This window comes from Amycolatopsis sp. NPDC098790, assembly GCF_044759945.1.
Classification (GTDB): domain Bacteria; phylum Actinomycetota; class Actinomycetes; order Mycobacteriales; family Pseudonocardiaceae; genus Amycolatopsis.
Map to the genome: position 1 here is coordinate 971287 of NZ_JBIWAI010000002.1, position 25492 is coordinate 996778.

Consider the following 25492-nt stretch of genomic DNA (forward strand, 5'->3'; position numbering starts at 1 on the left):
AGGGGAGTACCTGCATGTCCTTCACCGCGATAGTCGTGTTCGTCCTCGTCGCCGCGCTGGCGGCGGTCAACGGCAGCAACGACGTCCCCAAGGGCGTCGCCACCCTGGCCGGGGCCGGGGTCACCAAGTACAAGACGGCAATCTTGTGGGGCACGATCACCACGCTGATCGGCTGCGTCTTCTCCCTCGGCCTCGCATCGAAGATGACCGCCCTGTTCTCCAAAGGCATCATCACCGGCGCCACCACCGACGCCTTCGCCGTCGCCGTGCTCGCCGGCGCCGCGTTCTGGGTCGGCCTGGCCACCATCCTGCGGCTGCCGGTCTCCACGACCCACGCCCTCATCGGCGGCATGGTCGGCGCCGGCCTGCTGATGAGCACCGGCGGCGTGTCGTGGAGCGCAGTCGGCAGCAAGCTCGTCACGCCGCTGCTGGTCAGCATCGTCGTCGCCTACGCCATCACGCTGATCCTCGCCGTCGCCACCGGTGCCGCGAACAAGCGCCGGGCCGCGGCCACCCCGCCGGTCACGTCCTCCGGCAGCGGGGACGTCGCCGTGCAGACCGCTCCCGCGGTGACGCCGGAGAAGACCTCGTCTCGGATCATGACCGCGGCGCACTGGTTCACCAGCGGCGCCACCGGCTTCGCACGCGGCCTCAACGACACCCCGAAGATCGTCGCCATCGGCGCGTTCGCCCTGGTGCCGGCCGGGATGAAGCCGTGGCACATCATGGTCCTGGTGACGGCCGCCATGGCCGCCGGATCGCTGCTGGGCGGGATGCGGGTCGCGGAGAAGCTCGGCGAAGGCGTGGTCAAGATGAACCACCGCGAAGGCTTCCTCGCCAACCTCACCACCGCTGCCCTCGTCGGTGTCGGCGCGGGTGCGGGGCTGCCGATGTCGACCACGCACGTGTCCACCGGGGCGATCGCCGGATCCGCCGGCCCGAACCTCAGCCGGATCTCCGGCGGGACGGTCCGCAACTTCCTGATCGCCTGGCTGGTCACCCCGCCTGTCGCCGGGGTCGTCGCGGCGCTGGTGTTCATCTTGGCTCGCTAGCCTGGGTAAGTGAGCGAGCACAAGCTGGAGCGGGAGACCGCCGAGTCCTACGCCCGCTGGTTCCACGCGCTGTCGGACGCGAACCGGGTCATGATCGTGCATTTCCTGGCCCAGCAGAGTGACCCGGTTCCCGTCGGCGCGATCGTGGACCACCTCGGCATCTCCCAGCCCACGGTCTCGCACCACCTGAAGATCCTGTCGCAGGTCCGGTTCGTCACCCGTCGCCGGGCCGGGACCAGCATCCTCTACGCGATCAACCACAGCTGTGAAGTCGGCCTGCCCACCGCCGCCAACGTCGTCCTCGGCCTGCTGGCCACCCGCGACGGCAACGGTGAGGCGGTTCCGCTGGAAAGGACGTCGTGACCGACCACCCGGCGCTGTTGCTCGTCGGCAGCGGGGACCGCCGCTACCGCGAATACATCCTCGCCGCGCTGCGGCCGCACTTCCGGTTGTGGCTGCTCGACTCGGTCGAGCCGACCTGGCAGACCGCGCACGTCGACGGCGTCACCGTCGTCGACACCCGTTCCCCGGACGCGCTGGCGTCGGCGGTGCGCGACCTCAAGTTCCGGCCCGACGGCGTGCTCACCTACGACGAGTCGCTGGTCACCGCTGTCGCCGCCTTCGCGCAAGAGGCCGGTCTACCGGGCAGCCCGCCCGAAGCCGTCCAGGCCTGCCGGGACAAGGCCGCGACCCGCGCCGCGCTCGCCGAGGCCGGGGTGCCGCAGCCGGCGTCCCGACCGGTCGCGTCCGCCGAGGACGCCGTCGCCGCGGCCGAGGACATCGGCTACCCGGTGGTGGTCAAGGCCCGTGGTCTGGCCGGCAGCCTCGGCGTCCTGCGCGCCGACACTGCCGAGCAGGTCGCCGAGGCCTTCACCGCAGCTGCCGGAGCGTCCTGGCCCGGCGTCCCACGTTACGAGGCGGACGTGCTGGTCGAAGAGCTGCTCACCGGGCCGGAGATCAGCGTCGACGCCGTCGTCGACCACGGCGTCTGCCACCCCCTGGTGATCGCCCGCAAGCAGACCGGCTTCGAGCCGTTCTTCGAGGAAACCGGCCACGTCGTCGACGCGGACGACCCGCTGTTCGACGACACCGCCCTGCTCGACCAGCTCGACCAAGTCCACAAGGGCATCGGCTTCACCCACGGCGCCACCCACACCGAGTTCAAGCTGACCCCGCGCGGCCCGCGCCTGGTCGAGATCAACGCCCGCCTCGGCGGCGACTTCATCCCGCGGCTCGGCATCCTCGCCGGCGGCGCCGACCCGGTCGTCGCCGCTGGTCAGGTCGCCGTCGGCCTCCCACCGACCCCACGGCGGGCGCTGCGCAAGACCGCGGCGATCCGCTTCCTCTACCCGGCCCACGACTGTGAGGTCACCGCCACCGAGGTGCACCCCGAGCGGTTCGGGCCCACCGCCCACGAGGCCCTCGGCACCGCCGGGCCCGGCACCAAGCTCGCGCTCCCGCCGCGCGCGTACCTCGCCCGGTACGGGCACGTCATCGCCGTCGGTGACGATCACGCCCAGGTGGTCGCCGACCTGGCTGCCGCCGAGGAGCTCGTCGAGCTGCAGAGCACCTGAACCATCGACGGCCGTCGATCCCTCAACCGGGTGAGGCACAATCGAGACATGACGACCACCGTGCCCGCCGCCGCGCTGCTGCCCGTCGACGACGCCGCAACCTACGCCGAATGGTTCGCGTGCCTCGCCGACACCACGCGGGTGCGGATCCTGCACGCCGTCGCGGCCGCGGGCAAGGCCGTCACCATCGGCGAAATCACCGAGCAGATGGCGATCAGCCAGTCCAACTGCTCCCATCACGTCCGCAAGCTCGCCGACGTCGGCTTCGTGCTGCTGCGAAAGGTCGGCACCGCCACCCTCGTGTCGGTCAACGCCTCCTGCGCGGTGAGCCTCCCGCACGCCGCCGACGTCGTCATGGGCCTTCTCGCGCCCAAGCCCACCGAGCCCGGCGACCTCGCCCCTGACGTCACCATCCGGCCGCTGCGCGCGAAGGACTGGCCGGCGGTGCGGCGCATCTACGCCGAAGGCATCGCCACCGGCGACGCGACCTTCGAAACCGAGGTCCCGCCGCGCGCCGAGCTCGAGGCCAAGTGGCTGCGCGGCCACCGTTGGATCGCCGAGCTCGACGGGCAGATCGCAGGCTGGGCCGCCGCGGCGGCGGTGTCCACTCGCGACTGCTACGCCGGGGTCGCCGAGACCTCGGTGTACGTGGGGGAGAAGTTCCGCGGCCGCGGCGTCGGCAAGGCCCTCATGCACCACCTGGTCGCGGCCGCCGACGAAGGCGAGCTGTGGACGCTGCAGACGTCGATCTTCCCGGAGAACCGCAACAGCGTCGCCCTGCACCACGGCGCCGGCTTCCGCACCGTCGGCATCCGCGAACGCATCGGCGAGCTCGACGGCCGGTGGCGCGACACCGTCCTGCTCGAACGGCGCCGCGCCTCCCAGCTCTGAACGCTCAGGCCTTGCTGATCCGGCAGGCGAAGCACTTGTACGCCTGCTGGCCGGACAGGTTGTCGTAGAACGCGTCGTTGACCAGCCCGTTGGCGGCCTCGTAACGCGGGTCGCCGAACTGGTCACCGACCTGCTGGGCCGGGCCGAAGGTGTTGGGCACGAAGATCGTGTCCGGCCGGATCGCCGGCCAGAACAACGCCGTCCCGGTCACCTTCCCGCGCGGGCTCTCCACGACCACGGTGTCGCGGTCGCCGATCCCGAACCGGCGTGCGGTGTCCGGGTGCACCTGGACCAGGCGGATCCCGTTGAGCTGCTCCCCGGTCGGCGTCCAGTGCGTCACGCTCGCGAAGTGGACGACGCTCGGCCGGCCGGTCATACCCATCAGCGGGAAGTCCCGGTGCACCGCGTCCGAGCCCGGGACGCCGAGGCGCACCTTGTGCGTCACGGCCTGCGGGTTGACCGGGTTGGTGACGAACCCGGGCTCGTAGGCGATCGTCGGGTTCGCGCCGGTGACCTCGGGGTGGGTGTAGAAGACCGGCAGGGCCCGGTGGCCGGCCGCGGCGAGCTTGCGGTCCAGCTCCGGGGTGAAGATTTCGACGTTCCCGCTCGGGGTGAGGAACCGCTTGCCCGGCGCGCCGAGCGCGGCCGCCGCCTCGTACCAGGACGGGTGGTCGAGGTAGAGCGTGCTCACGCCGGGGTGCGACGGGCTCGGGCACGGCCAGCGCAGCGGCTCGGCGCGGGCGTCCATCCGCTGCTGCGTCATCCCGCCCATCGCCGGGGTGTGCTGCACGAACTCCGCCCAGAGCTGGGAGTAGTCCTTCCACTGTTCAGGGAAGGCGTCGGTCCAGTAGCTGGCCGGCTTCTTGCGGTCGCGGCGGGCGAAGGCGTGGGCGAGGTCGATCCAGATCTCCCAGTCCGGCTTGGACTGCCCGACCCGCGGCACGGCGGCGTGCTGCCAGCGGATCGCGCGGTCGTCGCGTCGCATGTAGACGCCGTCCAGCTCCAGGCCGCTGGTAACCGGCAGGATGACGTCGGCGTAGTAGGCGGCTTCCTCCATGAACAGGCCGGTGTAGACGTAGAAGTCCAGCTTCTTGAACGCCTCGCGGACCTTGTTCGTGTTCGCTGACGAGATGAGCGGGTTGCCTTCGGTGATGACGGCCTTCAGCGGGTACGGCCGGCCGGTGAGGATGGACTCGGCAAAGTAGTCGGGCCCGACCGGCAACGCCTGATCCAGCGGCGGCGTGCTCACTGTCAGCTCGGGCAGGCGCAGGTCGCCGGGCCAGGTGTTGTGCATGAAGTTGCAGCCGCCGCCCGGGACGCCGATGTTGCCGGTGACCGCGGCCAGGAACGTCAGGACGCGGTAGGTGTCGAAGGCGCCGAGCTGGTGGGAGATGCCGGCGTTGCAGAAGATCGCGGCGGGCTTGGCCGTGGCGTAGTCCTCGGCGAGCTGCCGGATCGTCGCGGCCGGCACGCCGGTGACGCCGGCCGCCCAGTCCGGGGTGTAGCCGGAGCGGTTGAGGTGGTCGCGCAGCTCGGCGAACCCGAGCACCCAACGCTGCACGAACGCCTTGTCGTGGAGGTTACGGGCGATGATGTGCTGGAGCATGCCGAGCACGAGCGCGAAGTCGGTGTGCGGCTTCGGCGCCACCCATGTGTCCGCGGCGGCTCCGGTCGGCGTGCGGCGCGGGTCGACGACGACGAGCTTCGCGCGGGTCTTCTTCCTGGACCTGAGCAGGTAGTCGAAAGTGACCGGGTGAGTCTCGGCCTGGTTCGTCCCGAGGAACAGGAAGTACTTCGCGGCACCGAGGTCCTCCCGGCCGGTGGCGCCATCGACGCCGTAGCCGTTGGTGAAGTTCCCGAGCCCGAACGTCGCGGCGAGCGCGTTGCCGCCGGCGTCGTTGCAGACCGGCCCGACGTCGGTGTTGTTCGGGCTCCCCAGCAGCGCGAACAGGCGCGCGACCAGCGAACCTGTCCCGCGGGGCAGCCGCCCGGTGGTGCGGTTGGCGATCGACTTCACCTGCCCGCTGTCCCGCAGCTGCAGGAGCCGGTCGGCGATCAGGTCGAGGGCGGCGTCCCAGGAGATCGGTTCGAACTTCGAGTCCTTCGAGCCTTTGGTGCCGGAGACGCGGCGCAGGGGCGTGGTCAGCCGCAGGGGGCTGTAGGCCAGCTCCGGCATCATCGACGCCTTCACGCAGAAGTTGCCGGCCTGGACCGGGTCGTCCGGATCGCCGGAGACGCTGATGACCCGCCCGGCCCGGATGCCGACCTTGAGGCGGCAGTTCGAGTTACAGAACTGGCAGGCCGTCGAGACGACGGTGTCCGGGTGGAGGGCGGCCGAGTCGGTGGTGAAGCTGAGCTCTCCGCCGGCTGGGCCGCCGTTCCGGGCGTCGGGCACCGCGGCAACCGCAGGATCCGCGGCAGCGACGGCGGGGTTGATGAACAGGGAGGCGCCGCTGATGACGGCGCCTTGGACGAAACCTCTGCGTGACAGACCGGTGAAATCGTCCATAAGGACCTACCCCCAGAAGACGAAACGGACACAGCGCGCGACTCCATCGACACGCGTCGATCCACACTAGAGACTGCCGGAACCACTGCATAGCAACGAATGTCGCAATCGATCGGCGCCCACCGGCTGGGCGATGCGGCACTTTCGAGTGGATCTCCGTAGTTCTGTGAAACATCGGCAACTTGATCTGCGACTAACCGTCACCAGTCCCGTGACGGAGGGGAGCGACGATGGATGCAGCGATCGCGGCGCTCATCGGTGCGGGCGTCGGCTTCACCGGTACCACGGTGGCGCCGATTGTTACCTCTTATCAAGCTAGACGCGCAAAAAGCCAAGAACTCATGCGCGACGCCTACGCGCGCGGCTTCGCCTGCTTGGCGCGCATTCCCCGCTGCGACACGCCGGAAGATCATCGCAAGCTGCGCGACAAGATGCTGGAAGCTCTGGCCCACATCGAAATCGTCGGAGTCAAGACGACGAGCGACCTGTACGGCACGGTCGTCGAGTCCTATGAGGCGTGGAAAATCCAGGGCGGCACGAACACAGCCTTCGAAGCGAGCGCGAAGAAGTTCCAACAAGCCGCCCGCTCGGACATCGCGTCGAGCGACGCCAACGGGGCATCGAGACCGGCCTTGCTCGGCCGTATTGTGGCGGTCCTGCTCGTTCTCGCCTTCTACTGGTGGGCGAGGTTCCCCAGCCTGGCCTCTTCGGACGCTCGGGTCCTCGGAGGGCTCGAGTTCGCCGCGGTCGTCGCAGCGACGATTGTCGGCGTCTGGATCGTCGTGATCTCTGTGATCAGGTTGCTGAGGTCGGCCAATTCAAGCTGACTCAACATGCCCCTAACCGGAGGCATGGTCGGCTGGGCGCGGTGGAAGTCGAAGTGCTGGGCAGGGAACCGGTACACGTCGGTCAAGGTCATGTAGTCCTGGAAGGACGGGTCCCACCGGGTCGGGTAGTGCGCGGATGATCAAGTAGCCGAGCAGCATGTGGAACATCAGCTGGCGGTTGGTCCACCGCGTACCCGCGCTGGTACGCCGCAGGTCGTTCTCACTCGCCGCGTCGAGCAGCTCGTGGAAGCTCCTTCGCGTCCGCTCCATCTCCTCGTGAACCGCCACCCTGTCCACCGCTGAAGTGTGCGCCGAGGACGTGGAGGTCGCCAGCGGCCTGGGGGCAGTCGTGGTCGGGGATGCCGTGGATGTGGTGCTCCGCGGCGTTCAGTGGAGGCTGCTTCGACCTCGGCGTGCTGCGAGCCGGGCAGCTCGACTACGCCTGCGGCATGGGCATGTGCACCGGCACCCTCACGATCGTCTGAAAGGAGCACTCGCCATGGCCACCGTCACCTACGTGTTCCGCGTCGAAGGATCGCTCTGCGGCAGCTGCGGGCTGCTGGTCGACGAGACGCTGGAGGACCTGCCCGGCGTGCGGGCGGCGCAGTCCACCGTCAAAGTCGCTTGTTCCCCGGTCGAGCTCGACCCCGGCCAGGCCGGCCCCGGCGAGGTGATCGCGGCGATTGCCGAACTGGGCTACGTCGCGACCGTCGAATCCGCAGGTCAGTAAGCCACGCCAGTTCAGCCCTCACCGCGCTGCGGTGAGGGCTGAATGCGGCGACCTCCGAGGGTAGATGTATCAATCTGAATTGATGTATCGTCTGCCACGTGCCTGATCCAGCTGCCTCCGAGCCGCCGCCGTTCGTGCGGCTGGCGAGTGACCCGCTGCGCTGGCGGCTGCTGCGGGAGCTCGCGCGCAGCGACCGCCGGGTGCGGGAGCTGGTCGACGCGGTCGGCCAGCCGCAGAACCTGGTCTCCTACCACCTGCGGAAGCTGCGGACGGCCGAGCTGGTCACCGCGCGGCGCAGCAGCTTCGACGGCCGCGACACCTACTACCACCTCGACCTGCGCCGGTGTGCCGACGCGCTGGCCGACGTCGGCGCGGCGCTGCATCCCGCCCTCGGTGTCGGCGCTGTCGATCGGAAGCCGGCGAAGCCGCGCGTGTTGTTCCTCTGCACCGGGAACAGCGGCCGGTCCCCGATGGCCGCGGCTCTGCTGCGGCACCGCACCGGCGCCGACGCGGTCAGCGCGGGCAGCCACCCGAAACCGCTGAACCCGCACGCCGTCCGGGCGATGGCCGACTACGGCATCACCCTCACGCACGAGCCAACCCACCTGGACGCGATGCGCCGGCGCCGCTTCCACTGGGTGATCAGCCTCTGCGACAAGGTCCGCGAGGTCAGCCCGGACTTCCCCGGCCGGCCCCGGATGATCCACTGGAGCCTTCCGGACCCGGCGCGGGACGCCGACGGCTTTCCGGCGTTCCAGCGCGTCGCCGCGGAGCTGGACACCCGGATCGGATTCCTGATCGCAACCACTCCCGAAGAGGTGAGCCCGGCATGACCACAGAACTGGTGAGCGTGCGGTATCTCGTCGATGATGTCGAGGCCGCGATTGACTTCTACACCGCGAAACTCGGCTTCACCGTCCGGATGAGCGCGGCCCCCGCCTTCGCCGACGTGACACGCGGGAATCTTCGCCTGCTGTTGAGCGGCCCGGCCAGCTCCGCCGGACGTCCGATGCCGGACGGGACCAAGCCGGGCCCGGGCGGCTGGAACCGCATCCACCTCATCGTCGACGACATCGACGCCGAGGTCGCGCGACTGCGCGAAGCCGGAGTCAAATTCCGCAGCGACGTCGTCGCCGGCCCGGGCGGGCGCCAGATCGTGTTCGACGACCCGTCCGGTAACCCGGTCGAAGTGTTCCAGCCCGCCGCCCGATGACCTCGAACCCCGAGCGGGAGCCGATCCCCGACCCGTCGTCCACAAAGGATAAGCAGCCCGGTCTCGGTACCGTGGTGAAGGAGTGGGGCCGGATCGGCTGTATCGGCTTCGGCGGCCCGCCCACGCACATCGCCCTGCTGCGCGTGTTGTGCGTCGAGAAGCGCAAGTGGTTGTCGGAGCAGGAGTTCGAGGACGCGATCGCCGCCTGCAACCTGCTGCCCGGGCCGGCGTCGACGCAGCTGGCGATCTTCACCGCCTGGCGCGTCCGCGGCCGGGCCGGCGCGCTGGCCGGAGGAGCGGCGTTCATCGTGCCGGGTCTCGTCGTCATCCTCGCGCTGGCGGCGCTGTTCCTGGCCGGGTCGCCGCCGACGTGGGTGCGCGGCGCGGGGGCGGGCGCGGGGGCCGCGGTGGCGGCCGTCGCGGTGCACGCCGGGGCCGGGCTCGTCCCGGCGGGCTGGCGGCGCGCGGCTACGACGAGCCGGGTTCCCGGCCAGCACCGATCCGGATGGCGATGACAGAGAAGACCGTCATCAGGGTGTCGTCTCCGAATTCGAGGCCCTGGATGTCGGCGATGACGCTCTCCGGCGCGTCCGTGGCGACCTGGAGCACGCCGTCGCGCAGCTCCGGATAGGTGTCCAGGGTCAACGTTCCGCTTAGGGCGGCCACGGTCGACTCCGTGCGCTGAAGCGGTTCCAGGTGGAGGCCGTTACCGCTGGTCATGAGCACGCCTCGCTCGTGCGGGGCGACTCGACGGCGGCGGAACCGGCGACTCCGTCGGCGACTTCGATATCGAGCACGTCGTGCGTCATCGCAGCGTCTACAGACGCTCGAGCCGCTGCGCGGGAACTCGCGGTGCTCATCGGGTCCTCCGCCGGTATCGACCACTTTCGGGGATACCGCCGGGGGCAGGGGCGGGACGTGCGCCGCCGCCCGACGCGAGCGCCGGTGCGGCTGATGCGAGCCAGTCTAGTCCGCCGGGGCGGTGACGCACCCGTCAGCCGGCTCCTGTGGGCTTCCGAGCCGGCGCTACCGGCGGCCTGTGTGCCGGTGGGCGTACCGCAGCGCGACGACCACCACGAGGAAGGCCGCGATCAACACCAGCGCATTGAACAGATCGGCCACGTTCATCCCCGTTCACTCGGGTCGACGTCGAGTGTACGACCGCGACCTGGTGGTGGGGCGCAAGTCACGGCGTCTGGTGCCGGTTTGCCTCGACGCGGCCGATGAGGCATGTTTAGCCGCGGAGCGCCGGGAAGTCTGGTCGGCACAGCCCGCCCCCTGCCGGGGCGCGGGCCGAGACGACGTGGAGGAGACCCGGTGCTGGATCCGAACCGCGGCCGGCCGGTGCCGGCATGAGCACCGTCGTCGCCGTCGTGGTGTTCGTAGTGGCCTACGTCTTCATCGCCACCGAGAAGATCCCCAAGATGGTCGCCGCCCTCGCCGGCGCCGGCGTCGTCCTCGCCTTCGGGGTCGTCGGCTCCGAGGACGCGTTCTTCTCCCACGAGACCGGCGTGGACTGGGACGTCGTCTTCCTGCTGCTCGGCATGATGATCATCGTCGGGGTGCTGCGCAAGACCGGCGTCTTCGAGTTCACCGCGATCTGGGCCGCCAAGCGCGCCAAGGGATCGCCGCTGCGGGTGCTGATCCTGCTCGTCCTGATCACCGCGATCGCGTCGGCGTTCCTGGACAACGTCACCACCGTGCTGCTGATGGCACCGGTGACGCTGCTGGTCTGCGACCGGCTCGACGTCAAGCCGGCGCCGTTCCTCATCGCCGAGGTGTTCGCGTCCAACATCGGCGGCGCGGGGACGTTGATCGGGGACCCGCCGAACATCATCATCGGCAGCCGCGCCGGGCTCAGCTTCAACGACTTCCTGGTCAACATGGGCCCGATCGTGCTGCTCGAGATCGTCGTGTTCGCCCTGGTCCTGCCCCGGCTGTTCCGCGGCTCCTTCACCGCCGACCCGGCCCGCGTCGCCGACATCATGAAGCTCAACGAGCGCGAAGCCATCCGCGACAAGCGGTTGCTGCTCAAGTCCGGCGCCGTGCTGGTCGCGGTGTTCACCGCCTTCGTCGGGCATTCGCTGTTCCACATCGAGCCGTCGGTGGTCGCGCTGCTCGGCGCGGGCGTGCTGGTCCTCGTCTCGCACGCGAAGCCGAAGGACTACCTCGCCGCGGTCGAATGGGAGACGCTGCTGTTCTTCGCCGGGCTGTTCATCATGATCGGCGCCCTGGTCAAGACCGGCGTGATCGGCGACCTCGCGAAGCTCGCTGCCGACGCCATGGGTGGCAACGCCTTGCTGGCCGTCATGCTCATCCTCGGCGTCTCCGCGGTCCTGTCGGGCTTCATCGACAACATCCCGTACGTGGCGACGATGAGCCCGCTGGTCTTGGCGCTCACCCAGGACATCCCCGACCCCACGCACTCCGAAGCCCTGTGGTGGTCCCTCGCGCTCGGCGCGGACTTCGGCGGCAACATGACGGCGATCGGAGCCAGCGCCAACGTCGTCGTGCTCGGCATCGCCGCTCGCGCGGGCAGCCCGATCTCGTTCTGGGAGTTCACGAAGAAGGGCGTGGTCATCACGCTGATCACGGTGCTCGTCGCCGCGCCTTACCTGTGGCTGCGGTACTTCGCCTTCAGCGTGGGGTGAGGGCGAGTTCGAGCAGCCGGGACGCGGTGATGACACCGACGAGGGTGCCATCTCTCAGGACAGCGGCCAGCGGGCACCGCAGCCGAGCCATGGTGGCGGCGACCTCCACGATGGTGTCGTCGTGGTTGACCGCGGCCAGTTCCTGCGGCTCGTCGGGCAGCAGGTCGCGGACGGTTTTGCCGCTCAGTTTGTCCACGACCCGGTCGGCCATGGACTCATCCAGCACCCCGGCCAGCGAGGGGTCGTCCTGCACGTACCGCGGCACGAGGAACTTCACGACCTGCGAGGACGGCAGGATCGAGAACGGCTTGCCGTCCTTATCGGTGACGACGAGGCCGGGCAGCCGCCGCCCGGCCAGCGAGCGCGCGGCTTCGAGCGCGTCGGAGTCGACGTCCACGACCGGGAACTCCTCGGCCATCTGCTCGGCGTGCATTCTCGCAGCTTACGACCAAATCGCCGGGCCGCGGCCGTCAGCAGACCGTCTTTCCATATCCTTGATTCGAGGCCGGCTGGCCAGCAGCTCAACCGGCGACGTTTGAGGGCTCAGCAGCCCATTCGGTCGGCAGCGACTGCTTGAATTCGTGAAGCATTACCAGCACGTAGACGGGGTTTCGCTGATCAACCTGCTGGACGGTGGCGCTGCGCTTCTGGCCATCCGGGCGACGGCGTCGAGTCGGTCGAGCGCGGCGGTCGGGCCGAGGTCATCCAGCAGACTGCCGGCCAGCGCATCTCCGCAGCCGCCCATGATCCGTCGGCCGGGATCGCCGAGCCTGCTGAAATCGAGCCGGTAAGTGGACGGCCTTCAGGTCGCCATCAATGGTCAGCGGGCGGGCAGATCGATCTCGGTGTGGCGGTCGGTGAGCGTCCGGGCGAGTTCGGCGAGCTTGACGTTGAGGTCCTGGGACGTTCGCCGTAGGACGTCGAAAGCGTCGTCGGCGGAGACGCCTCGCCGCGCCATGATGATGCCCTTGGCTTGGCCGATCACGTCGCGGCTGTCGATCGCCTTCTGCAGGTGCGCGGTCTGCAGCTCCGCGCGCGTGATGGCGTCGGTGGCGGCGAGGGCGAGGGAGGCGTGGGTGGCCAGCAGCAGCAAGACGTCGCGGTCGGCGGCGTCCAAGCCGTGCCGGGAGCGGGAATACACGTTGAGCGCGCCGCTGGACTCACCGGAGGGCGGCCCGCTGATGAGAGCGGTGGAGAGGACCGAGCCCATCCCGAGCTGCGTGGCGGCCGGCGCCCACCGAGGCCAGCGCGGTTCGGCCGTGAGGTCGGGGGCGATCGCCACGGCCGGGCCGCCGGGGTCGGCAGCTTCGACGCAGGGACCTTCGCGGAACCGGTACTGCAGCCGGTCGAGTTCGATGGCGACCTCGTCGGTTTCGGCGGGGGTGTGGAAGTGACCGTCGACGTCGAGCAGGGTGAAGCTGGCCAGGTCGGCGGCCGGGACCATCACCGTCGTGGCTTCGAGCACGCGCTGCAGGACGTCTTCCACGGTGGGGGCGGTGAGCAGGGTGCGCGTCAGCTGGGCGAACTGCTGGGTCAACGGCCCGGGCGCGAACTGATGGGGCTCGAGGTCGGCGACGAACCCCTCTTTGTCGCGCTGCCAGTCCTGGTCGCTGCTCATGCCTGTCTCCCTGAGTTGCTGCGGAAGACGGCTGCCTTTTCAACCATCGCGACGACCAACGTAGCCCGCGGGGGCGTCCGGCCGCCACGAGACCGTCACGTGGATTACATACTGGGGCGGCGCGACGAGACCGATTCGTGTTTCGGTGCGCGGTGGCCGGGTAACGGGATCATGGATCCGGATCTCCCGTACGGGCTCCTTCGGATCTAGACCCTGCCGGGTCTAAACCAAGGGCCGGCAGGGTCGCCTTCTCTTCTCCAGGGTTGAGCAGCGGAATCGGGTCGGCCCGCGCGCTCGCGGCGTTGAGGGAAGGCCGTTCTTCGCTCCAGCCTCCTGGGTGGCCGCGGCCTGCCGCTGATCCACACCCTCGCTGATCACGCCGTGATCGAGACCAGCGCCGCCGGCACCACCGTCGCCATGACCTGGACCTTCTGAAGGTGGCCGACCGGCCTATTCGGCGACGATGCGAGCGCGAAGCTGCTCGAGGGTCTTGGCCAGCAGCCGGGACACCTGCATCTGCGACACACCGATCCGCCGTGCGATCTGGCTCTGGGTGAGTTCGTCGACGAACCGCATCTTGACGATGGCGCGCTCCCGAGCCGGCAACGTGGCCATCGCGGCCTGCAAGGCGACGTGGTTGTCGAACTGTGCGAACCCGGATTCCTCGACTGCGAGCTGGTCGGCGACCGTGACCGGGTCCTCGTCGCCGCGGACGGGAGTATCGATCGAGTGCGTGCGGTAGGCCTCCGCGGCAAGCAGCCCTTCGCGCACGTCCTCGACGTCCATATCCAGGTGTGCGGCCAGTTCGCTCGGCGTGGGTGCTCGCCCCAGAGCGTGGGCCAGTGTGTCGCTCGCTGTGCCGAGCGTCTGCTTGAGGTCTTTCAGCGCGCGGGGGACGCGCATCGACCATCCGGTGTCGCGGAAGTGGCGGCGGACTTCGCCCATGATGGTCGGCACGGCGAACGAGAGGAAGTCGGCGCCCCGCTCGGGGTCGTAGCGGTCGACGGCGCGGATGAGGCCGGTCCGCGCGACTTGCAGCAGGTCGTCGAACGGTTCGCCGCGGCCGCTGAAGCGTTGTGCGATGTGTTCGGCTAGTGGCAGGTGTTCGGTGATCAACCGCAGCCGCAATTCGCTGTACCGAGAGTCCTGCTTGGGGAGGCGGCTCTGCTCGGCGAACAGCGGAGCGCAGTGGGCGTACTCGGTGGAACGGCGCTGCGGAGACAGAGGAAGGGTAGGCGTCTCGGCGGACGGATTTCGTTCGGGCGCTTGGACAACCATGAGCACGTGGTACCCATTTGCTGTCGAAATCACACGATCGGCTGGTCCTTCGTGGAGGATTACTGTCCTGAAAGGAGAGTTGAGTACGGTTGCCGCGGCAAAGCGGGCAAACCGGCCGGTGACGCTGAACTTTGAGACTGCTCCGTGGCTGCACGGGCTACGGGCCGTTGGTTCGCCTGTTTTGCCATCGGAAATAGACCGCGGTGATGCTGCGTCGTTTGCTCATCGGTTGTACCGTCGTGTGCAGCGGTTCAACTCGGTGGCCGTCGCGTCGCGACTCGCCGGCCCGGAGCGTAGGGGCGACGGGTGGCCGAACTGGAGCAGTGGCGCTGCGGTCTCACGGTTGGTTCGAGGAGGCCATGCTCATGTCGTCGATGCCTGTGCCCCGGCCGCGGGATCCGCGACGGCGGCCGGTGGCGTCGTTCGAGGTGACCCGTACAGCCGATACGTGCGTGGTCACCGCGGTAGGTGATCTCGATCTGACCGTCACCGACCGGCTCGCCGCGCTGCTCGCCGGAGAACTGCACCGTCAACCACCGGCTCTGGTCTGCGACGCGTCGGCGGTCGAGTTCTGCGCCGCGCGCATCCTGACCATCTTGATCGACACCGTTGCCGACGCCGCCGTGGCCCGCGTTCCCTTCGCTGTCGCCGGCCGACGCCGAGCGCTGCTGCGGCCGATCACCGCACTCGGCCTGGACCAGGTCCTGCCTGTTCATCGCAGCGTCGAGGAAGCCGTGAACTCGCTGGCTCGCGCCCGTCATTCGAGCCCAGACGCGCGCGGCAGCTCCCAAGCCTGACAAGCGGCCTACTCGGTGCCATCGTGGTCCACGTCCTCCCGCATGAGGTCTTCAGCGCGCCAGCGGTCGGCTGCCGGCGACGAACGCCCGCCGTCCTGGAACGTCGCCCACGCAAGCCAGAGTCGTGCTCGAACGGGGCTCCGCGCAGGGTGCCGGACGCCGACCCCGTCCGGCACCGTCGTGGGCCGCGGAGGTCAGCTCAGCCGCCTGGTCAACGTCCGCAGCGAGTCCATTACCGAGAAGCCGACGTTCGAAGCTGTCGCTCTTCGCCGCCGCTGCCTCATCCCCGCTGACGGCTACTGTCGATCTCGCCGACGCCGAAAGCGGCGGCGATGTCCTTGTCGCTCGTGGTGGATGTGTAACGGCCGCTCATCAGCCGGGAATGTTACGAGGATCGTTGCCGTAGCTGTTGCGCTCGCCGATCTTCCCGTCCTGGTTGCGAATGATGTGCTCGGCCCTGCAGTCCTTGGCCATCTCCCGGCCTTTGGCAGTGGCCTCGGCCTTGGTAGCGGCGGTGTTCGCGGCGCGGCTGCGGCCTTCGACCTTGTTCTTCCACTGGCCGTTTTCGTGGTAGGTCTCGATGTCGCCCTTCATGGCTCGCTCCTTCCGCCGGAAGCGGCTGCCACACTTAGCTGTGTTTGCGCTGGTCAAAACCTCGATCGGTGACAGGGGGTACGGAGCTGAGCGCCGTACGCTGCGGCAGTGTCACGGCGGGGTGAGGTTGCGCGGCTTGACTTGACAGTGCCCGCACCGTCTCGCAGTATCCGAACAAGTGTTCGATGAGTTCGGGTTCGCTCGCGGCTTCCCCTCGTGGGCGTCTCCGGTGCGTGTTCGTGGTGCTGGAGGTGCGTGGTGGCGGTGCCGGACGCGGTGGCCGGGCTTGCGGCGATCGCCGGCGTCCGCACGGCCGCGCAGCTCGGCGAGCCGAGCCCGGACCCTTCGGCGTCCGTCGGGTCGCTCCCGGTGACGCTGGCGCTGGCCAAGCTGGTGCCCGAGGGTCTGCGGCGTGGGACAGCGGTGTCGGTCTCCGGCTCGACCGCGCTGGTGCTGGCTTTGCTCGCCGAGGCGACCCGGGAAGGATCGTGGGCAGCGATCACCGGCATGCCCGAGGTGGGCGTGGCCGCCGCCGCTGAGCTGGGCGTCGAGCTTGAGCGGCTCGCCCTCATCCCCGACCCTGGGGCCGAGGTCGCCGCGGTGTTGTCGGCGTTGATCGACGGGTTCGACTTGGTCGTGCTCGGTCCGGCCGTCGCCCGCGGGATGCATCCGCAGTTGGCGCGCCGGCTGGCCGGAAGGGTTCGCAACCGAGGTACGGTGCTGCTCGCCGCCGGTCCGTGGCCGGGCGCGGATCTCGAGCTGAGCGTGTCGAATCGGCGGTGGCGCGGTCTCACCGATGACGGCTTCGGCCACCTGGACTTCCGCGACGTCGTCGCGGCCCGCCGCGGCCGCGGCGCCGCTGCACGCCCGCGCACCGTCGCGCTGCAGCTGCCGGGCCCCGGTGGTGCTGTCGCGGCTGGCGAGGAGTCGGCTGGCCGTGGGCTGCGCGAGGTCGCTGGATGAGCAACCCGTCGAGTGGGTCCGGACCGTCGCGAGGTGCTCGGTGATCGGCGAAGTCGTCCGGTCGGGTGCGCGCGGTGAGTTCGGTGCGTTGGTTCCGATCCGGCCGGCGGCGAAGAAGGTGGAGAGGTGTTTGCGTGGGCACTGGCTCACCCTGGATCTCTACGACAAGCTCGCGCCGTTCAGTCAGCGTTACCGGTTGCATGGCTGGCTGTGCGAGGTCTGCCGCGCTCAGGAAGCGTGCGAGCCCGCTGCTCGGCGCCTCGCTGAGTGGGCGCTGCTCGACGTCACCGTCCAGCACACGCCCGACGGGGCGCCGGGCGGCGGGCTCGTCCTGGTCGCCCATCCGCCGGCCGCCGGCACGCTGGCCGGCCGAATCGAACTTCGTCTCGACGGCACCGAGGTCGGCTCGGTAACGGCGAGCCCGTGCGGGAGGTGCCGGACTGCCACCCTCGACTACGTCCACGTCGCCGCCGAGTACCGGCGCCTCGGCTTCGGTCGCACGCTGGTGGCGGCCGTGGTGGCGCGGGTGCCGTCGTATCGGTGGACGTCGCCGCTGCCGGACGGCCCGGTGGCGCAATCGTTCCGGGCCCGGATCGCTATGCGCCGCGCTGGCCCGCCGTGTGCCCACGTCGGAGGCGCGGAGTTCAGGCGATGAGGGCCAGGGGAGTGTGCGGGAAGCGATCGTCGAGGAGCGTCTGCAGGAGATCCGGGAGCTCAGCGGGCAGGAGCTTGTCGTGGCACGTCGAGACCGCGGCGGCCGACCACCAGCGGCGCTCGATCAGGCCGGCGCGTTCGTTGGCGGAGTGCCGGAGGGCGACCTGCGGTGCGTCGTGATCGATGTGGGCGAGGTAGACGTGGTCGAGGCGGTGGTGGTCGCGGCCGCGGTAGGTGAAGCGACTTTCGCGAGTCCACAGCTTGCGGCCGATCTCGTCCAGGACCAGGCCGGTCTCCTCGGCGATCTCGCGGCGAGCGGTGTCCTCAAGCTTCTCGTCGGGATCCTGGCCGCCGCCGGGCATTTCCCACCAGTGGTGGCCGGGGTCGTCGGGGTCGCGGGCGTGGATGAGCAGGACCTCATCGTCGCGGTTGAGGAGCAGGACGCGGGCACCGACACGCAGGGCTGGTTCGCGAACGCTGGTCACGTGGCGATCCTCCTGCAGTCGGATCGGCGGTCATTGGCGAAGGGTGAATCGGTCAGCGTAGAGCGGAGAGCCGGTAGCGCGCCCATTTTCGCGCGGCCGCGGTGAGAGCAGCGCGGTGCGCCAACGGCTGATGGCGTTCGAGGTACTCCCAAATGCCCCAGATCTCGACAGCGAAAGCCGTTCTTGTTCGAGGAGGAGCCTGCTGCCAGATCGGCATCGTCTCAGCCCGGGCCTCGGCAGCAACGGGGTCATGGCCGGCCTCGATCAGGCGGGTGATGAGGAATGCTGCGTCGACGGCGGGGTTGCCGCGCCGGGACCATGCCCAGTCGACGATTCGGACCTTTCCTTCGTGGGCGAGCAGGTTCAGCGCGTGCAGGTCGGTGTGCGCGAGGGTGTCTCCGGCGACGAGTTCGGCCGCGGCAGCTTCCCAGGTCGTCAGCTGGTCGAGGTGATCTCGAGCCCAGAGGTCGAGGTCGGATGGGGTGTCCTTGGCAAGCCGTCGCCAGGCCGCCAGTCGCGCCCATTGCTCTGCCAAGACCGGCGCGTCGACTGCGACCGCATTGAGCCCGTCGGACATTGTGGCGATGGCGTCTTGCGTTGGGTCCAAGTCGGAGGAGCCGGGTGAGAGGTCGACGTGGCGGCCGGGGCAGTGCTCGAAGCCGAGGACAAGCCAGCCGTCGGCTTCGAGCCGCCACAGCAAACGAGGCGCGACCGCAACCGGAAGGATCGGATTGACGGCGGCCTCGTGGCGGTGCATGCGTCCGCGTTTGCCGCCCGCTTCGGCAATACCTTTGCAGAAGACGGGACCGGCTGCGGTGTACAGGGTCGCGGAGAAGTCGGAGTTGCGGCCCGCGCTGGGAAGCACGGCCTCACGGACGTCGCCAGCCTCATGCTCGATGGCCGCGCGGACCGCGGCGGGTAGTGCTTCCCAGGTGCTGCGGGGCATCGCGACAGTCCTTTTAGCTCGATGGCGGCGGGTCGTTGTGACAGCCATTGTGACAACCGGTGCAGCTGCCGAGCGCGGAGCTTGGCCACAGCGCGTCGTCCAGGTGAAACCCGAGGGTGCGCATGGCCGTGACGCTGCGGGCGAGGATTTCGTCGGGCGCCTCGGCGGCGGCCTCGTCGTCGTTGGGCACGTGGTGGATGAACCGACCGGCTACTCGGTCGCAGAATGCCGCGTACTCGCCGGTGTCGAGCAGGAAAGTGTGCCAGCCGATGTCGACCAGCTCGCTCGGCGCGAGCGGATCACCGACGTTCGCCACGCACGCGACGAGGAAAGCCAACGCCTGATCCATGATGCGGTCGGCGAGGTCACGGTCGAATCCTTCGGCTTGGACGATGCGGTCGGTCAGCCGGCGGAAGAGGGCGTCGGAGACGAGGGCGCGGCCGGTTCGATGAGCGCTGGTCGTGATCGACATCGCTAGTTCTCCTTCTGACAGTGCAGTAAATGGCGGCTCACTGGTCGAGGTCGTACTTCAGGCGGATCGGGTGTCCGGTGAAGCGGCTGGCTTCGACGGCAGCAATGGAAAGGTGGATCTGCTCGTCGTCGGGCGCGGGAACGGCCGCGTTCAGCACGATGGTGAGGCTGCGTCGCGGTATGTCGAGGAACAGCGGGTCGATGTCGGTGGTACAGGCCTCCCGCACAGCGGCCTGCCAGTGGGCGAGGTCCTCGTCTGGGCCGAGGTCTTCCCACCGCGCGATCGCCCATCGTCCGCGCTGGAGGGCAACCACTAGGTCACGCAGCTCGGAGACCCAGTAGGGCGCGGCGACGGTCGTCATGGCGCGATCACCGGAGTGAAACCGGCCGGAATGCGCCACGCTGGGCGCGGTTCGATGAGGGCGCGGTACATCGTCCGCGGGCCGGTGAACGCGGTGCGGCCGTGCAGCCAGCGGCGGTTGTTGACGACGTACCCGCTGCCGGTCGTGGTCGGGATCGTGATCGTGTGCCGGTCGATGACCTGGGCGAGCGCCGGCAGCCAGCGCTGGACGTGCGGGGAGAACCGGGCCAGCTCGTCGCGGCGAAGCCGGATACCGATCACGCCGCGACGTTCGGGTTCGAAGACGTTCCCCACGATCCCGGCTGCGCCGCCGAAGAAGGCACCGCGCCTGGCCGACAGATCGGCCAGCGCCTCCGGCATGGTCGTGGTCAGCTCGTGGTGGACCGCGCGGCCGTCGACCAGGACGCAGTCACCGCCGCGCTCGGCGGGTCGGGCGCACGTCATGGCTACCAGCAGCGGAGGCCGCGGCAGGTCCGAGCAGTCGGTGTGCGCGGCCAGCGGGTGCCGGCTGAAGCCGGCCTGTCCCATCTGGAGGCGGGCGCAGCCGCGGTCGGTGATCACGGTGAGGCCTGATCCGGTGCTGTCGCGGTGGGGTACCAGGTGACCCAGCCGGGCAGTCAGCTGCAGCAGGTGCTGCTCGGTGCGCACGCCGTCGAACAGGGCGACACCGTCGCAGGCCAGCACAGCGGCCAGCTCGCCGACGCCGCCTACCGTGCCGACATCGACGCGGCAGTCCGGCAGGACGATCTCGGGCATGGAAACGACCTCCTCCAGTCCGCGCTTGGGTTCGACCAGCACACCGGGCCGGGATCAATGGCGTCCACTGACAGATAGTCAACCGCACGGCGTCGCAGGCGGCTGGATCTCGCTGCTACGGTCGGTGACACGAGGTGCATGGATAGCGGGAGGCTGGTGCTGGTGGCGGAGGCCGGATATCCGGTGTCGATCAAAGGGGTCCTGATCCGGGATGACCGCGTGCTGCTGGTGCACAACGAGCGTGACGAATGGGAGCTGCCGGGCGGCCGGATCGAACCCGGCGAGACGCCCGAGGAAACCGTCGCGCGGGAGATCACCGAGGAGACCGGACTGCCGGTCGAGGTCGCCGAGATCCTCGACTCCTGGATGTACCACATCGCCGTCGCCAGTAAGAACGTCTTCATCGTGACGTACGGCTGCACCACCGCGTCCACCGCGGCGCCGGTGCTGAGCCACGAGCACAGCCGGGTCGCCGAGTTCGCCGAGCAGGACGTTCCCGGCTTGCCCATGCCCGACGGGTACAAGCGCTCGATCGCGACGTGGTTCGAGCGGCTCCGCGTGTCGGCGACGGCGGGGTAGCCGTCGTGGCCGGGTGCGAACGCTGCGGCGCGGCGTTGAGCCGCTACAGTCGCACGTCGGTGTGCCCGACTTGCGAGGCCGGCACCACAGCGCTGTCGTCCCGGCCGCCGAGGCTCGCACCCGCGGTGTGGATGTGGTCGGACCCGGCCGCCGCGGCGGCACTGACGTCCGGGGACCTCGCGACCATCCTGCGCGCCTACCGCGCGGCGAACCGGCTCAGCCAGGAAGCCTTGGCGGCCGTGCTCGGCTACGACAAGTCCTACGTGGCGATGATCGAGACGCGGAAGCGGGCGCCCGGCGACGTCGCGGGGCGCCGGCACATCGCCCGCGCACTCGGGCTGCCGTTTCACCTGCTCGGTGTCACCGACCCGGACGACGCCGACTTCGCCGCGCTCGTACAGTTCGGCGACAGCGTGATCCGGCTCGCCGAAATCGCACGTCAATCCGGTCGCGTCGTCGAAGCCGTCAACGAGCTGTGGCCGTTGGCCGCCCGCCTCGAAGCTCGCGCCGTCGAAGGTCGTTTGGAGCGGGAAACGCTGCTGCTGCTCGCCTCCGCACGTCTGGCGCTCGGCGTTTCCCTCGGCACGGTGCTGCCCGAGGAACGCCTGACCGGCGCCGCGGTGTGGACCGGCAAGGCGCTCGTCCTGGCCCGGCACCTCGACGACGAGGTCTTCCTGGTGACCACGTTGCGGATGCACGGCAACGAGCTGCGCAAGGCCGGTCGCCCTCGCGCTGCGGTCGCCCGGCTGCAGCACGCCGCCGCGTTGCCGGCGACAACGGCAGCGCACGGCGCCACACTCACGCTGCTCGCTCGAGCCGCCGGCGACGCCGGACTGCCTGATCAATTCGCCGATGCCATCGACGGATGCCGGCGTCGGCTCGACGCGGCGGCCGGGGACGAGCTGCTGCTCAACGCCTTCACCCTCAGGGAAGTTCACGCGCGCGGGCTCCTTGCTCTGGAGCGGCCACACGACGCTCGCCGCGTCCTGGACGGCGCGGCCGGGAACCCGGCGGCACCGCAGTGGCAGGTCATCGAGCGAGTGACCGCAGGCGAAGTTCTCGCCGCCACCGGCGACCACGCCGGCGCTGAAGAGGCTCTGACCCAGGCCATCGCGGCCGCCGAACACCGCCGGCTGCCGCATCAGCTGCAGCGCGCGATTCGGGCCGCTGGACATGGACAGCTACCAAGCGTGGCCAGGGCCGGACGTTCCGCGCTGCAGCGCCTTCGAGGTCTGCTGTCCCCAGCGGTCTAGCCGAGCGCGTGGTAGTCGACTGCCTCCTGCTCCAGCTTTCGGAACGTCGACCGGTAGCGCTTCACCGCGTCCGGTTCGGTGACGAAGATGGTGTTGTGCGTGTGGAGCAACGCGACGGTGAAGACTTTTCCCGCGGTCTCGTAGATTCTGAAAGGCTCGATCATCCCGGCAAAGCATGCGCTCGTCGGGACGATCTTAATGCTCAGCTGGCTGCGGGTCGCGGCGGCGCCGTTCAGTTGCGAGCCGAAGTTCCCATCTGTGGCCGATTCGCCCAGCAAGACGGAGTGAGAGCAGCTGGAGCGCCGGTCCAGCTGCTGAACCTGACGCGCGAAGAGCTCCTGGTCGATGTCGTCCGGCTGAGTCGCACTGCCCTGGAGGATCGCGTGGGTGTAGTCAGGGGTCTGCAGCGGTTCCGGGATGATGTGCGGCGCCCACTCCAGGATGCGGATCGCGACGTCCTCGAAGATCCGTTGCAGACTGATCGAGTCCGCGCCGGACGTTTCGAAGGGGTTCAGGCTGTCAAGCCGGCGACGGATCAGCATGATGCGCTTGTACTCTGTGGGATCCACCCGGAGGAATCCGAGTATGTGCGCCACGTCCTCAAGTGTCGGCGGTCGTTTTCCGGTTTCCCACAACGACAAGATTTGTGCCTGGATGCCCAGCCTGTTCGCCAGCTGGCGCAAGCCCATGTTTCGCTGGGTCCTCGCCGCTCGTAGCGAGGTGCTCAGAGCGAGCAGGGCGGGCAGGTGAGGGGGTGGATTGGTCATGGTGGTTCTCGTTCCAGGGTCAATAGGAAGTCGGGACGATGCCGGACTCGGTGTCGTCGGCGTGGGACCGCAGCAGTTCGACCAGCTCGGCCATCTCGTCGGCGACCTCGTTCTGCGCCTCAGGCGTCGCCGTGCGGTCCCGGAGCTGGGTGACGATCAGGAAGATCCGCCACTGCGTGGCTTCGAGCAGGTTGACGAGCTGCTGCGTGGCCCGGGTCATGCCAGCGCCGGTTCCGGTCCGGCGACGGTCCGAAGTGGATAGTCTGCGGAGTCCGTCGCGAACCCGGCATAGGAGGACGAAGTTCGGGTCTTCGGCCAGCCACAGGTCGGACTCGGATGGCCAGGCGATCTCGGCTGACGGCACCATGGTCCACCACCGGAGGGATTCTTCGGCTTGCATCGGTTTCGGCTGAACTGGCCACGTAGGTGCCGCCACCAGTAGAGGCCTCGTTTCTCGCTGCGGCAGCGTGTCCGCGCGGGTGCGAGAACTGCACGGCACGCCGCGCACGTCCCGCGCGGCGCTTCGATCATCGGTGCCGCGCTGAACTGACTGCCGCAGAGCCCCTGATACGTGCCGGAGGAGTTCATTCCCTTTACGAAGGCTGTCTCGGTGACGAGGTGGTTGGTACCGGTCGAGGCCTCGGTAACCCAGAACAAGCGTGGCTGGAGCCGGTGTTTTGAAGGTGCGGTGGGCATCGTGCATCTCCGCGATCGAATCTGCTCTCGGATGTTGGGTGCCCGGCCGCTGCGCTGGTTCGCGGCAAGCACAGTGGCCGGGCTGATCAGGTGGCGCGCACTGCCCAAGCGGTGCGCGGCCGGCTATCTCCGGTCGCCGGGGAGATCGCGGTCCAGCATCACTTGGGCGTGACTGACCAGTTCGGCCATCGCCTGCCGGGGCAGGATCGCGGGCGGGCCGTCGGTGCCGACCCGGATCGCGCGCACGAGTCCGTCGGTCGTGTCGACCAGGCCCAGAGCTACCTGGGTCGCCGAACCGGCCGGCGTGCGCGCGGGGACGATCAGCGCTGCTCCGTGCCAGCGGTGTTCTCGCATGGTCGCCTCCCCGTTACGCTGCCAGAGCCGTGAGCTGCGCGCTGACAGTGCTACCGAATGTTGGTAGCAAGTGTCAGCGCTGGTAGCGCGACTGTGCAATGCCCTGATCAGGTGATGTCTGCGGCGCGGTCGACCTGCATTAGCATGTGCTGCATGGCTGGTAGCACCGCGAGGCGCCGATGAACCTCGGCGAAGCGTTGAAGGGCGAGAGGGAGGCGCGGGGCATTTCGCTGCGCAAGCTGGCCGTGCTCATCGGACGCAAGGAGTCGGACTCCGGGCTGATCTCCCGGTGGGAGACCGGCGAGCGCAACCCCAAGCCCGAGGACGTGGCGGCAATCGTCGAGGCGCTCGACATCGGCGATGACGTTGCCGTCGAGCTGATGGCGCTGGCCACGAACGCGGGGCAGAGCGGGCGTTGGCACGCCGTGACAGTCGCCGAGCGACGCCAGCAGATGAACGCGTTGCTGGCGGCGGAGCGCACGGCAACGACCGTTACGCACCTGGCGCCGCTGCTGATCCCTGGCGTACTCCAGACCAGTGCGGTCATTCGCGCCATCATGGTTGATGCGGATGTCCCGTTGGACGAGATCGACGAACGCGTGGCGATTCGGATCGGCCGACGCGACCTGATCACTCGCAAGTCACCGGCCAAGCTCGACGTCGTCCTCGGTGAGGCGGCGATCCGACACGCCATCGGTGGAGCCGAGGTGTGGGCCGAGCAGCTCACTTACCTCGCGGAGATGATCGAGCTGCCCAACGTGCAGGTGCGCATCATTCCGTTCGACGCCGGGTGGACGCCGGTTCTGACTGGGTCTTTCATCCTGTTCGATTCGGACCAGGCTCCGTCGATCATCAGCCTGGAGCTGCATCGCGGCGGCCTGATGCTCTACGCCGAAGAGGACATCGCTGCGCATCGGCAGAAAGCCGAGGCGGCGCGTAGTAAGGCGATGAGCAAGGAGAAGAGCCTCGAGCTCATCGCGAAGGTGAAGGGCGAGCTGTTGGAGGCGAAGAAGTGACGAATTCGACCGGCTGGTTCAAGTCGAGCTGGAGTTCCGAGACGCAGGACTGCGTCGAGATCCGTCTTGGTGGCGAAGTCGGCGTGCGTGACTCGAAGGCGCCGTCCGACGGGCAGCTCTCGGTCGACCGAGCCGCCTGGACCGCATTGCTGGTTCGCCTCGCGACCGCGTGACCGACAGGTCCGTCGAACGCACGTTCTACGGTTTGATAGCTTGGCCGCGCGAGGTCGGGAACGCTGAGCCGGGAGGTCGTCGTGGCGTGGTTGCTGAAGGAACGGGCGACCGGCTGCGAGTGGCGAGTCGGCGACAGTGACCTCGCGTGGGAAGCCGGCGGCTACGACTCCGCGCGCTTCGAACTTCACGTCCTCGATGAGGACGTCATCGGCACCCCGGACGGCGTGCCCGCTGGTGTGTCGACCCGCCGGTAAGGGGGCGTCGCCGCGCTGACTTCAGGCCC

34 protein-coding genes and 1 pseudogene are annotated in these 25492 nt (G+C 69.1%); 21 read left to right on the forward strand and 14 right to left on the reverse strand.

The annotated features are described in order from the left end of the window. Positions 1-14 precede the first annotated feature (14 nt). The 4 genes from ACIQWX_RS18135 to ACIQWX_RS18150 are packed head-to-tail and all read left to right on the forward strand — an operon-like array spanning position 15 to position 3517. Positions 15-1052 carry an anion permease gene (locus ACIQWX_RS18135; RefSeq protein ID WP_400871817.1) on the forward strand — a complete coding sequence of 346 codons (1038 nt, stop codon included), beginning with the start codon at positions 15-17 and terminating at the stop codon, positions 1050-1052. A 9-nt stretch (positions 1053-1061) separates the two neighbouring features. Continuing rightward, a complete protein-coding gene (locus ACIQWX_RS18140; protein ID WP_400871820.1) occupies positions 1062-1415 on the forward strand; it encodes an ArsR/SmtB family transcription factor in 354 nt (117 codons plus the stop codon). Next, positions 1412-2626, forward strand: coding sequence for an ATP-grasp domain-containing protein (locus tag ACIQWX_RS18145; protein ID WP_400871823.1), 1215 nt, complete (start codon positions 1412-1414; stop codon positions 2624-2626). Before ACIQWX_RS18140 ends, ACIQWX_RS18145 begins: the two co-directional genes overlap by 4 nt. Before the next feature lie 48 nt (positions 2627-2674). Next, positions 2675-3517 carry a helix-turn-helix domain-containing GNAT family N-acetyltransferase gene (locus ACIQWX_RS18150; RefSeq protein ID WP_400871826.1) on the forward strand — a complete coding sequence of 281 codons (843 nt, stop codon included), beginning with the start codon at positions 2675-2677 and terminating at the stop codon, positions 3515-3517. Between the two features lie 4 nt (positions 3518-3521). On the opposite strand, the gene ACIQWX_RS18155 is transcribed toward ACIQWX_RS18150, so the two are convergent. Beyond that, complete coding sequence (locus tag ACIQWX_RS18155; RefSeq protein ID WP_400871829.1) at positions 3522-5912, reverse strand: molybdopterin-dependent oxidoreductase; 2391 nt, start codon at positions 5910-5912, stop codon at positions 3522-3524. A gap of 344 nt (positions 5913-6256) precedes the next feature. On the opposite strand from ACIQWX_RS18155, the gene ACIQWX_RS18160 reads away from it, so the two are divergent. The 6 genes from ACIQWX_RS18160 (at position 6257) to ACIQWX_RS18185 (ending at position 9311) form a co-directional block, all read left to right on the forward strand. After that, positions 6257-6853, forward strand: coding sequence for a hypothetical protein (locus tag ACIQWX_RS18160; RefSeq protein ID WP_400871832.1), 597 nt, complete (start codon positions 6257-6259; stop codon positions 6851-6853). A 359-nt stretch (positions 6854-7212) separates the two neighbouring features. Beyond that, positions 7213-7338: a hypothetical protein gene (locus ACIQWX_RS18165; RefSeq protein ID WP_400871835.1), complete on the forward strand. Its 126-nt coding sequence runs from the start codon at positions 7213-7215 to the stop codon at positions 7336-7338. Between the two features lie 14 nt (positions 7339-7352). Further along, entirely contained in the window at positions 7353-7583 is a 231-nt protein-coding gene (locus ACIQWX_RS18170) for a heavy-metal-associated domain-containing protein (RefSeq protein ID WP_400871838.1), read from the forward strand. A gap of 98 nt (positions 7584-7681) precedes the next feature. After that, entirely contained in the window at positions 7682-8416 is a 735-nt protein-coding gene (locus ACIQWX_RS18175) for an ArsR family transcriptional regulator (RefSeq protein ID WP_400871841.1), read from the forward strand. After that, complete coding sequence (locus ACIQWX_RS18180; protein ID WP_400871844.1) at positions 8413-8796, forward strand: VOC family protein; 384 nt, start codon at positions 8413-8415, stop codon at positions 8794-8796. Before ACIQWX_RS18175 ends, ACIQWX_RS18180 begins: the two co-directional genes overlap by 4 nt. Beyond that, positions 8793-9311, forward strand: coding sequence for a chromate transporter (locus tag ACIQWX_RS18185; RefSeq protein ID WP_400871847.1), 519 nt, complete (start codon positions 8793-8795; stop codon positions 9309-9311). The genes ACIQWX_RS18180 and ACIQWX_RS18185 overlap by 4 nt, the downstream gene beginning before the upstream one ends. Here the strand turns inward: ACIQWX_RS18185 and ACIQWX_RS18190 are convergent. Next, a complete protein-coding gene (locus ACIQWX_RS18190) occupies positions 9265-9516 on the reverse strand; it encodes a hypothetical protein (protein ID WP_400871850.1) in 252 nt (83 codons plus the stop codon). The two genes, ACIQWX_RS18185 and ACIQWX_RS18190, sit on opposite strands and share 47 nt — an antisense overlap. Before the next feature lie 632 nt (positions 9517-10148). Between ACIQWX_RS18190 and ACIQWX_RS18195 the strand changes: the two genes are divergently transcribed. Then, positions 10149-11447, forward strand: coding sequence for an SLC13 family permease (locus ACIQWX_RS18195; RefSeq protein ID WP_400871853.1), 1299 nt, complete (start codon positions 10149-10151; stop codon positions 11445-11447). On the opposite strand, the gene ACIQWX_RS18200 is transcribed toward ACIQWX_RS18195, so the two are convergent. Both ACIQWX_RS18200 and ACIQWX_RS18205 read right to left on the reverse strand, forming a co-directional pair. After that, on the reverse strand, positions 11434-11880 hold the full coding sequence (locus ACIQWX_RS18200; RefSeq protein ID WP_400871855.1) for a CBS domain-containing protein: 447 nt from the start codon (positions 11878-11880) through the stop codon (positions 11434-11436). The genes ACIQWX_RS18195 and ACIQWX_RS18200 overlap by 14 nt on opposite strands. A 387-nt stretch (positions 11881-12267) precedes the next feature. Further along, positions 12268-13065 carry a GAF and ANTAR domain-containing protein gene (locus ACIQWX_RS18205; RefSeq protein WP_400871858.1) on the reverse strand — a complete coding sequence of 266 codons (798 nt, stop codon included), beginning with the start codon at positions 13063-13065 and terminating at the stop codon, positions 12268-12270. Positions 13066-13398: 333 nt separating this feature from the next. On the opposite strand from ACIQWX_RS18205, the gene ACIQWX_RS18210 reads away from it, so the two are divergent. Beyond that, positions 13399-13500: an ATP-binding protein gene (locus tag ACIQWX_RS18210; RefSeq protein ID WP_400875800.1), complete on the forward strand. Its 102-nt coding sequence runs from the start codon at positions 13399-13401 to the stop codon at positions 13498-13500. Positions 13501-13515: 15 nt separating this feature from the next. Here the strand turns inward: ACIQWX_RS18210 and ACIQWX_RS18215 are convergent, their stop codons facing one another. Further along, a complete protein-coding gene (locus ACIQWX_RS18215; RefSeq protein ID WP_400871861.1) occupies positions 13516-14343 on the reverse strand; it encodes a SigB/SigF/SigG family RNA polymerase sigma factor in 828 nt (275 codons plus the stop codon). Between the two features lie 413 nt (positions 14344-14756). Here ACIQWX_RS18215 and ACIQWX_RS18220 point away from each other — a divergent pair, with 413 nt between their 5' ends. Next, complete coding sequence (locus ACIQWX_RS18220) at positions 14757-15140, forward strand: STAS domain-containing protein (protein ID WP_400871864.1); 384 nt, start codon at positions 14757-14759, stop codon at positions 15138-15140. Positions 15141-15182: 42 nt separating this feature from the next. Next, positions 15183-15446 (forward strand): annotated as a pseudogene (locus ACIQWX_RS18225) (SOS response-associated peptidase family protein); the annotation flags it as partial. A 66-nt stretch (positions 15447-15512) separates the two neighbouring features. Here ACIQWX_RS18225 and ACIQWX_RS18230 read toward each other — a convergent pair. Continuing rightward, on the reverse strand, positions 15513-15734 hold the full coding sequence (locus ACIQWX_RS18230; protein ID WP_400871867.1) for a DUF2188 domain-containing protein: 222 nt from the start codon (positions 15732-15734) through the stop codon (positions 15513-15515). Between the two features lie 258 nt (positions 15735-15992). On the opposite strand from ACIQWX_RS18230, the gene ACIQWX_RS18235 reads away from it, so the two are divergent. Continuing rightward, complete coding sequence (locus ACIQWX_RS18235) at positions 15993-16697, forward strand: hypothetical protein (RefSeq protein ID WP_400871870.1); 705 nt, start codon at positions 15993-15995, stop codon at positions 16695-16697. A 40-nt stretch (positions 16698-16737) separates the two neighbouring features. Then, positions 16738-17352 carry a GNAT family N-acetyltransferase gene (locus ACIQWX_RS18240; protein ID WP_400871873.1) on the forward strand — a complete coding sequence of 205 codons (615 nt, stop codon included), beginning with the start codon at positions 16738-16740 and terminating at the stop codon, positions 17350-17352. On the opposite strand, the gene ACIQWX_RS18245 is transcribed toward ACIQWX_RS18240, so the two are convergent. From ACIQWX_RS18245 to ACIQWX_RS18265, 5 genes are read right to left on the reverse strand one after another with little or no spacing between them, the layout of a single operon-like run. Next, positions 17342-17836 carry an NUDIX hydrolase gene (locus tag ACIQWX_RS18245; RefSeq protein WP_400871876.1) on the reverse strand — a complete coding sequence of 165 codons (495 nt, stop codon included), beginning with the start codon at positions 17834-17836 and terminating at the stop codon, positions 17342-17344. The two genes, ACIQWX_RS18240 and ACIQWX_RS18245, sit on opposite strands and share 11 nt — an antisense overlap. A gap of 52 nt (positions 17837-17888) precedes the next feature. Then, positions 17889-18782, reverse strand: coding sequence for a phosphotransferase family protein (locus ACIQWX_RS18250; RefSeq protein WP_400871879.1), 894 nt, complete (start codon positions 18780-18782; stop codon positions 17889-17891). A gap of 13 nt (positions 18783-18795) precedes the next feature. Further along, entirely contained in the window at positions 18796-19254 is a 459-nt protein-coding gene (locus ACIQWX_RS18255; RefSeq protein ID WP_400871882.1) for a glycine-rich domain-containing protein, read from the reverse strand. Between the two features lie 37 nt (positions 19255-19291). Then, positions 19292-19615 carry a hypothetical protein gene (locus tag ACIQWX_RS18260; RefSeq protein ID WP_400871885.1) on the reverse strand — a complete coding sequence of 108 codons (324 nt, stop codon included), beginning with the start codon at positions 19613-19615 and terminating at the stop codon, positions 19292-19294. Beyond that, positions 19612-20370: a TauD/TfdA family dioxygenase gene (locus ACIQWX_RS18265; protein ID WP_400871888.1), complete on the reverse strand. Its 759-nt coding sequence runs from the start codon at positions 20368-20370 to the stop codon at positions 19612-19614. The genes ACIQWX_RS18260 and ACIQWX_RS18265 overlap by 4 nt, the downstream gene beginning before the upstream one ends. 138 nt (positions 20371-20508) lie before the next feature. On the opposite strand from ACIQWX_RS18265, the gene ACIQWX_RS18270 reads away from it, so the two are divergent. Next, entirely contained in the window at positions 20509-20949 is a 441-nt protein-coding gene (locus tag ACIQWX_RS18270; protein ID WP_400871891.1) for an NUDIX domain-containing protein, read from the forward strand. A 131-nt stretch (positions 20950-21080) separates the two neighbouring features. Continuing rightward, positions 21081-22202 carry a helix-turn-helix domain-containing protein gene (locus ACIQWX_RS18275; protein WP_400871894.1) on the forward strand — a complete coding sequence of 374 codons (1122 nt, stop codon included), beginning with the start codon at positions 21081-21083 and terminating at the stop codon, positions 22200-22202. Here the strand turns inward: ACIQWX_RS18275 and ACIQWX_RS18280 are convergent. The 3 genes from ACIQWX_RS18280 to ACIQWX_RS18290 form a co-directional block, all read right to left on the reverse strand. Beyond that, positions 22199-22969 (reverse strand): Scr1 family TA system antitoxin-like transcriptional regulator, encoded by a 771-nt coding sequence (locus tag ACIQWX_RS18280; RefSeq protein ID WP_400871896.1) that lies wholly within the window; start codon positions 22967-22969, stop codon positions 22199-22201. The two genes, ACIQWX_RS18275 and ACIQWX_RS18280, sit on opposite strands and share 4 nt — an antisense overlap. A 19-nt stretch (positions 22970-22988) precedes the next feature. Next, positions 22989-23189, reverse strand: coding sequence for a hypothetical protein (locus ACIQWX_RS18285; protein WP_400871899.1), 201 nt, complete (start codon positions 23187-23189; stop codon positions 22989-22991). A 599-nt stretch (positions 23190-23788) separates the two neighbouring features. Next, complete coding sequence (locus tag ACIQWX_RS18290; RefSeq protein WP_400871902.1) at positions 23789-24019, reverse strand: hypothetical protein; 231 nt, start codon at positions 24017-24019, stop codon at positions 23789-23791. Between the two features lie 179 nt (positions 24020-24198). On the opposite strand from ACIQWX_RS18290, the gene ACIQWX_RS18295 reads away from it, so the two are divergent. The 3 genes from ACIQWX_RS18295 (at position 24199) to ACIQWX_RS18305 (ending at position 25463) form a co-directional block, all read left to right on the forward strand. Further along, positions 24199-25035, forward strand: a complete 837-nt coding sequence (locus ACIQWX_RS18295) for a Scr1 family TA system antitoxin-like transcriptional regulator (RefSeq protein ID WP_400871905.1) — start codon at positions 24199-24201, stop codon at positions 25033-25035. Next, complete coding sequence (locus ACIQWX_RS18300; RefSeq protein WP_400871908.1) at positions 25032-25208, forward strand: DUF397 domain-containing protein; 177 nt, start codon at positions 25032-25034, stop codon at positions 25206-25208. The genes ACIQWX_RS18295 and ACIQWX_RS18300 overlap by 4 nt, the downstream gene beginning before the upstream one ends. Before the next feature lie 81 nt (positions 25209-25289). Beyond that, positions 25290-25463, forward strand: a complete 174-nt coding sequence (locus tag ACIQWX_RS18305) for a hypothetical protein (RefSeq protein WP_400871911.1) — start codon at positions 25290-25292, stop codon at positions 25461-25463. Positions 25464-25492: the final 29 nt, after the last annotated feature.

What these genes read in the sequence shown, in the direction of transcription:
- ACIQWX_RS18260 (WP_400871885.1), bottom strand. Translation starts at nt 19,615, where the DNA reads ATGACGACCGTCGCCGCGCCCTACTGGGTCTCCGAGCTGCGTGACCTA.
- ACIQWX_RS18205 (WP_400871858.1), bottom strand. Translation starts at nt 13,065, where the DNA reads ATGAGCAGCGACCAGGACTGGCAGCGCGACAAAGAGGGGTTCGTCGCC.
- ACIQWX_RS18275 (WP_400871894.1), top strand. Translation starts at nt 21,081, where the DNA reads ATGTGGTCGGACCCGGCCGCCGCGGCGGCACTGACGTCCGGGGACCTC.
- ACIQWX_RS18285 (WP_400871899.1), bottom strand. Translation starts at nt 23,189, where the DNA reads ATGACCCGGGCCACGCAGCAGCTCGTCAACCTGCTCGAAGCCACGCAG.
- ACIQWX_RS18230 (WP_400871867.1), bottom strand. Translation starts at nt 15,734, where the DNA reads ATGAAGGGCGACATCGAGACCTACCACGAAAACGGCCAGTGGAAGAAC.
- ACIQWX_RS18150 (WP_400871826.1), top strand. Translation starts at nt 2,675, where the DNA reads ATGACGACCACCGTGCCCGCCGCCGCGCTGCTGCCCGTCGACGACGCC.
- ACIQWX_RS18165 (WP_400871835.1), top strand. Translation starts at nt 7,213, where the DNA reads ATGCCGTGGATGTGGTGCTCCGCGGCGTTCAGTGGAGGCTGCTTCGAC.
- ACIQWX_RS18270 (WP_400871891.1), top strand. Translation starts at nt 20,509, where the DNA reads ATGGATAGCGGGAGGCTGGTGCTGGTGGCGGAGGCCGGATATCCGGTG.
- ACIQWX_RS18135 (WP_400871817.1), top strand. Translation starts at nt 15, where the DNA reads ATGTCCTTCACCGCGATAGTCGTGTTCGTCCTCGTCGCCGCGCTGGCG.
- ACIQWX_RS18195 (WP_400871853.1), top strand. Translation starts at nt 10,149, where the DNA reads ATGAGCACCGTCGTCGCCGTCGTGGTGTTCGTAGTGGCCTACGTCTTC.
- ACIQWX_RS18280 (WP_400871896.1), bottom strand. Translation starts at nt 22,969, where the DNA reads ATGACCAATCCACCCCCTCACCTGCCCGCCCTGCTCGCTCTGAGCACC.
- ACIQWX_RS18250 (WP_400871879.1), bottom strand. Translation starts at nt 18,782, where the DNA reads ATGCCCCGCAGCACCTGGGAAGCACTACCCGCCGCGGTCCGCGCGGCC.
- ACIQWX_RS18170 (WP_400871838.1), top strand. Translation starts at nt 7,353, where the DNA reads ATGGCCACCGTCACCTACGTGTTCCGCGTCGAAGGATCGCTCTGCGGC.
- ACIQWX_RS18290 (WP_400871902.1), bottom strand. Translation starts at nt 24,019, where the DNA reads ATGCGAGAACACCGCTGGCACGGAGCAGCGCTGATCGTCCCCGCGCGC.
- ACIQWX_RS18255 (WP_400871882.1), bottom strand. Translation starts at nt 19,254, where the DNA reads ATGTCGATCACGACCAGCGCTCATCGAACCGGCCGCGCCCTCGTCTCC.
- ACIQWX_RS18190 (WP_400871850.1), bottom strand. Translation starts at nt 9,516, where the DNA reads ATGACCAGCGGTAACGGCCTCCACCTGGAACCGCTTCAGCGCACGGAG.
- ACIQWX_RS18200 (WP_400871855.1), bottom strand. Translation starts at nt 11,880, where the DNA reads ATGCACGCCGAGCAGATGGCCGAGGAGTTCCCGGTCGTGGACGTCGAC.
- ACIQWX_RS18180 (WP_400871844.1), top strand. Translation starts at nt 8,413, where the DNA reads ATGACCACAGAACTGGTGAGCGTGCGGTATCTCGTCGATGATGTCGAG.
- ACIQWX_RS18265 (WP_400871888.1), bottom strand. Translation starts at nt 20,370, where the DNA reads ATGCCCGAGATCGTCCTGCCGGACTGCCGCGTCGATGTCGGCACGGTA.
- ACIQWX_RS18295 (WP_400871905.1), top strand. Translation starts at nt 24,199, where the DNA reads ATGAACCTCGGCGAAGCGTTGAAGGGCGAGAGGGAGGCGCGGGGCATT.
- ACIQWX_RS18160 (WP_400871832.1), top strand. Translation starts at nt 6,257, where the DNA reads ATGGATGCAGCGATCGCGGCGCTCATCGGTGCGGGCGTCGGCTTCACC.
- ACIQWX_RS18185 (WP_400871847.1), top strand. Translation starts at nt 8,793, where the DNA reads ATGACCTCGAACCCCGAGCGGGAGCCGATCCCCGACCCGTCGTCCACA.
- ACIQWX_RS18215 (WP_400871861.1), bottom strand. Translation starts at nt 14,343, where the DNA reads ATGGTTGTCCAAGCGCCCGAACGAAATCCGTCCGCCGAGACGCCTACC.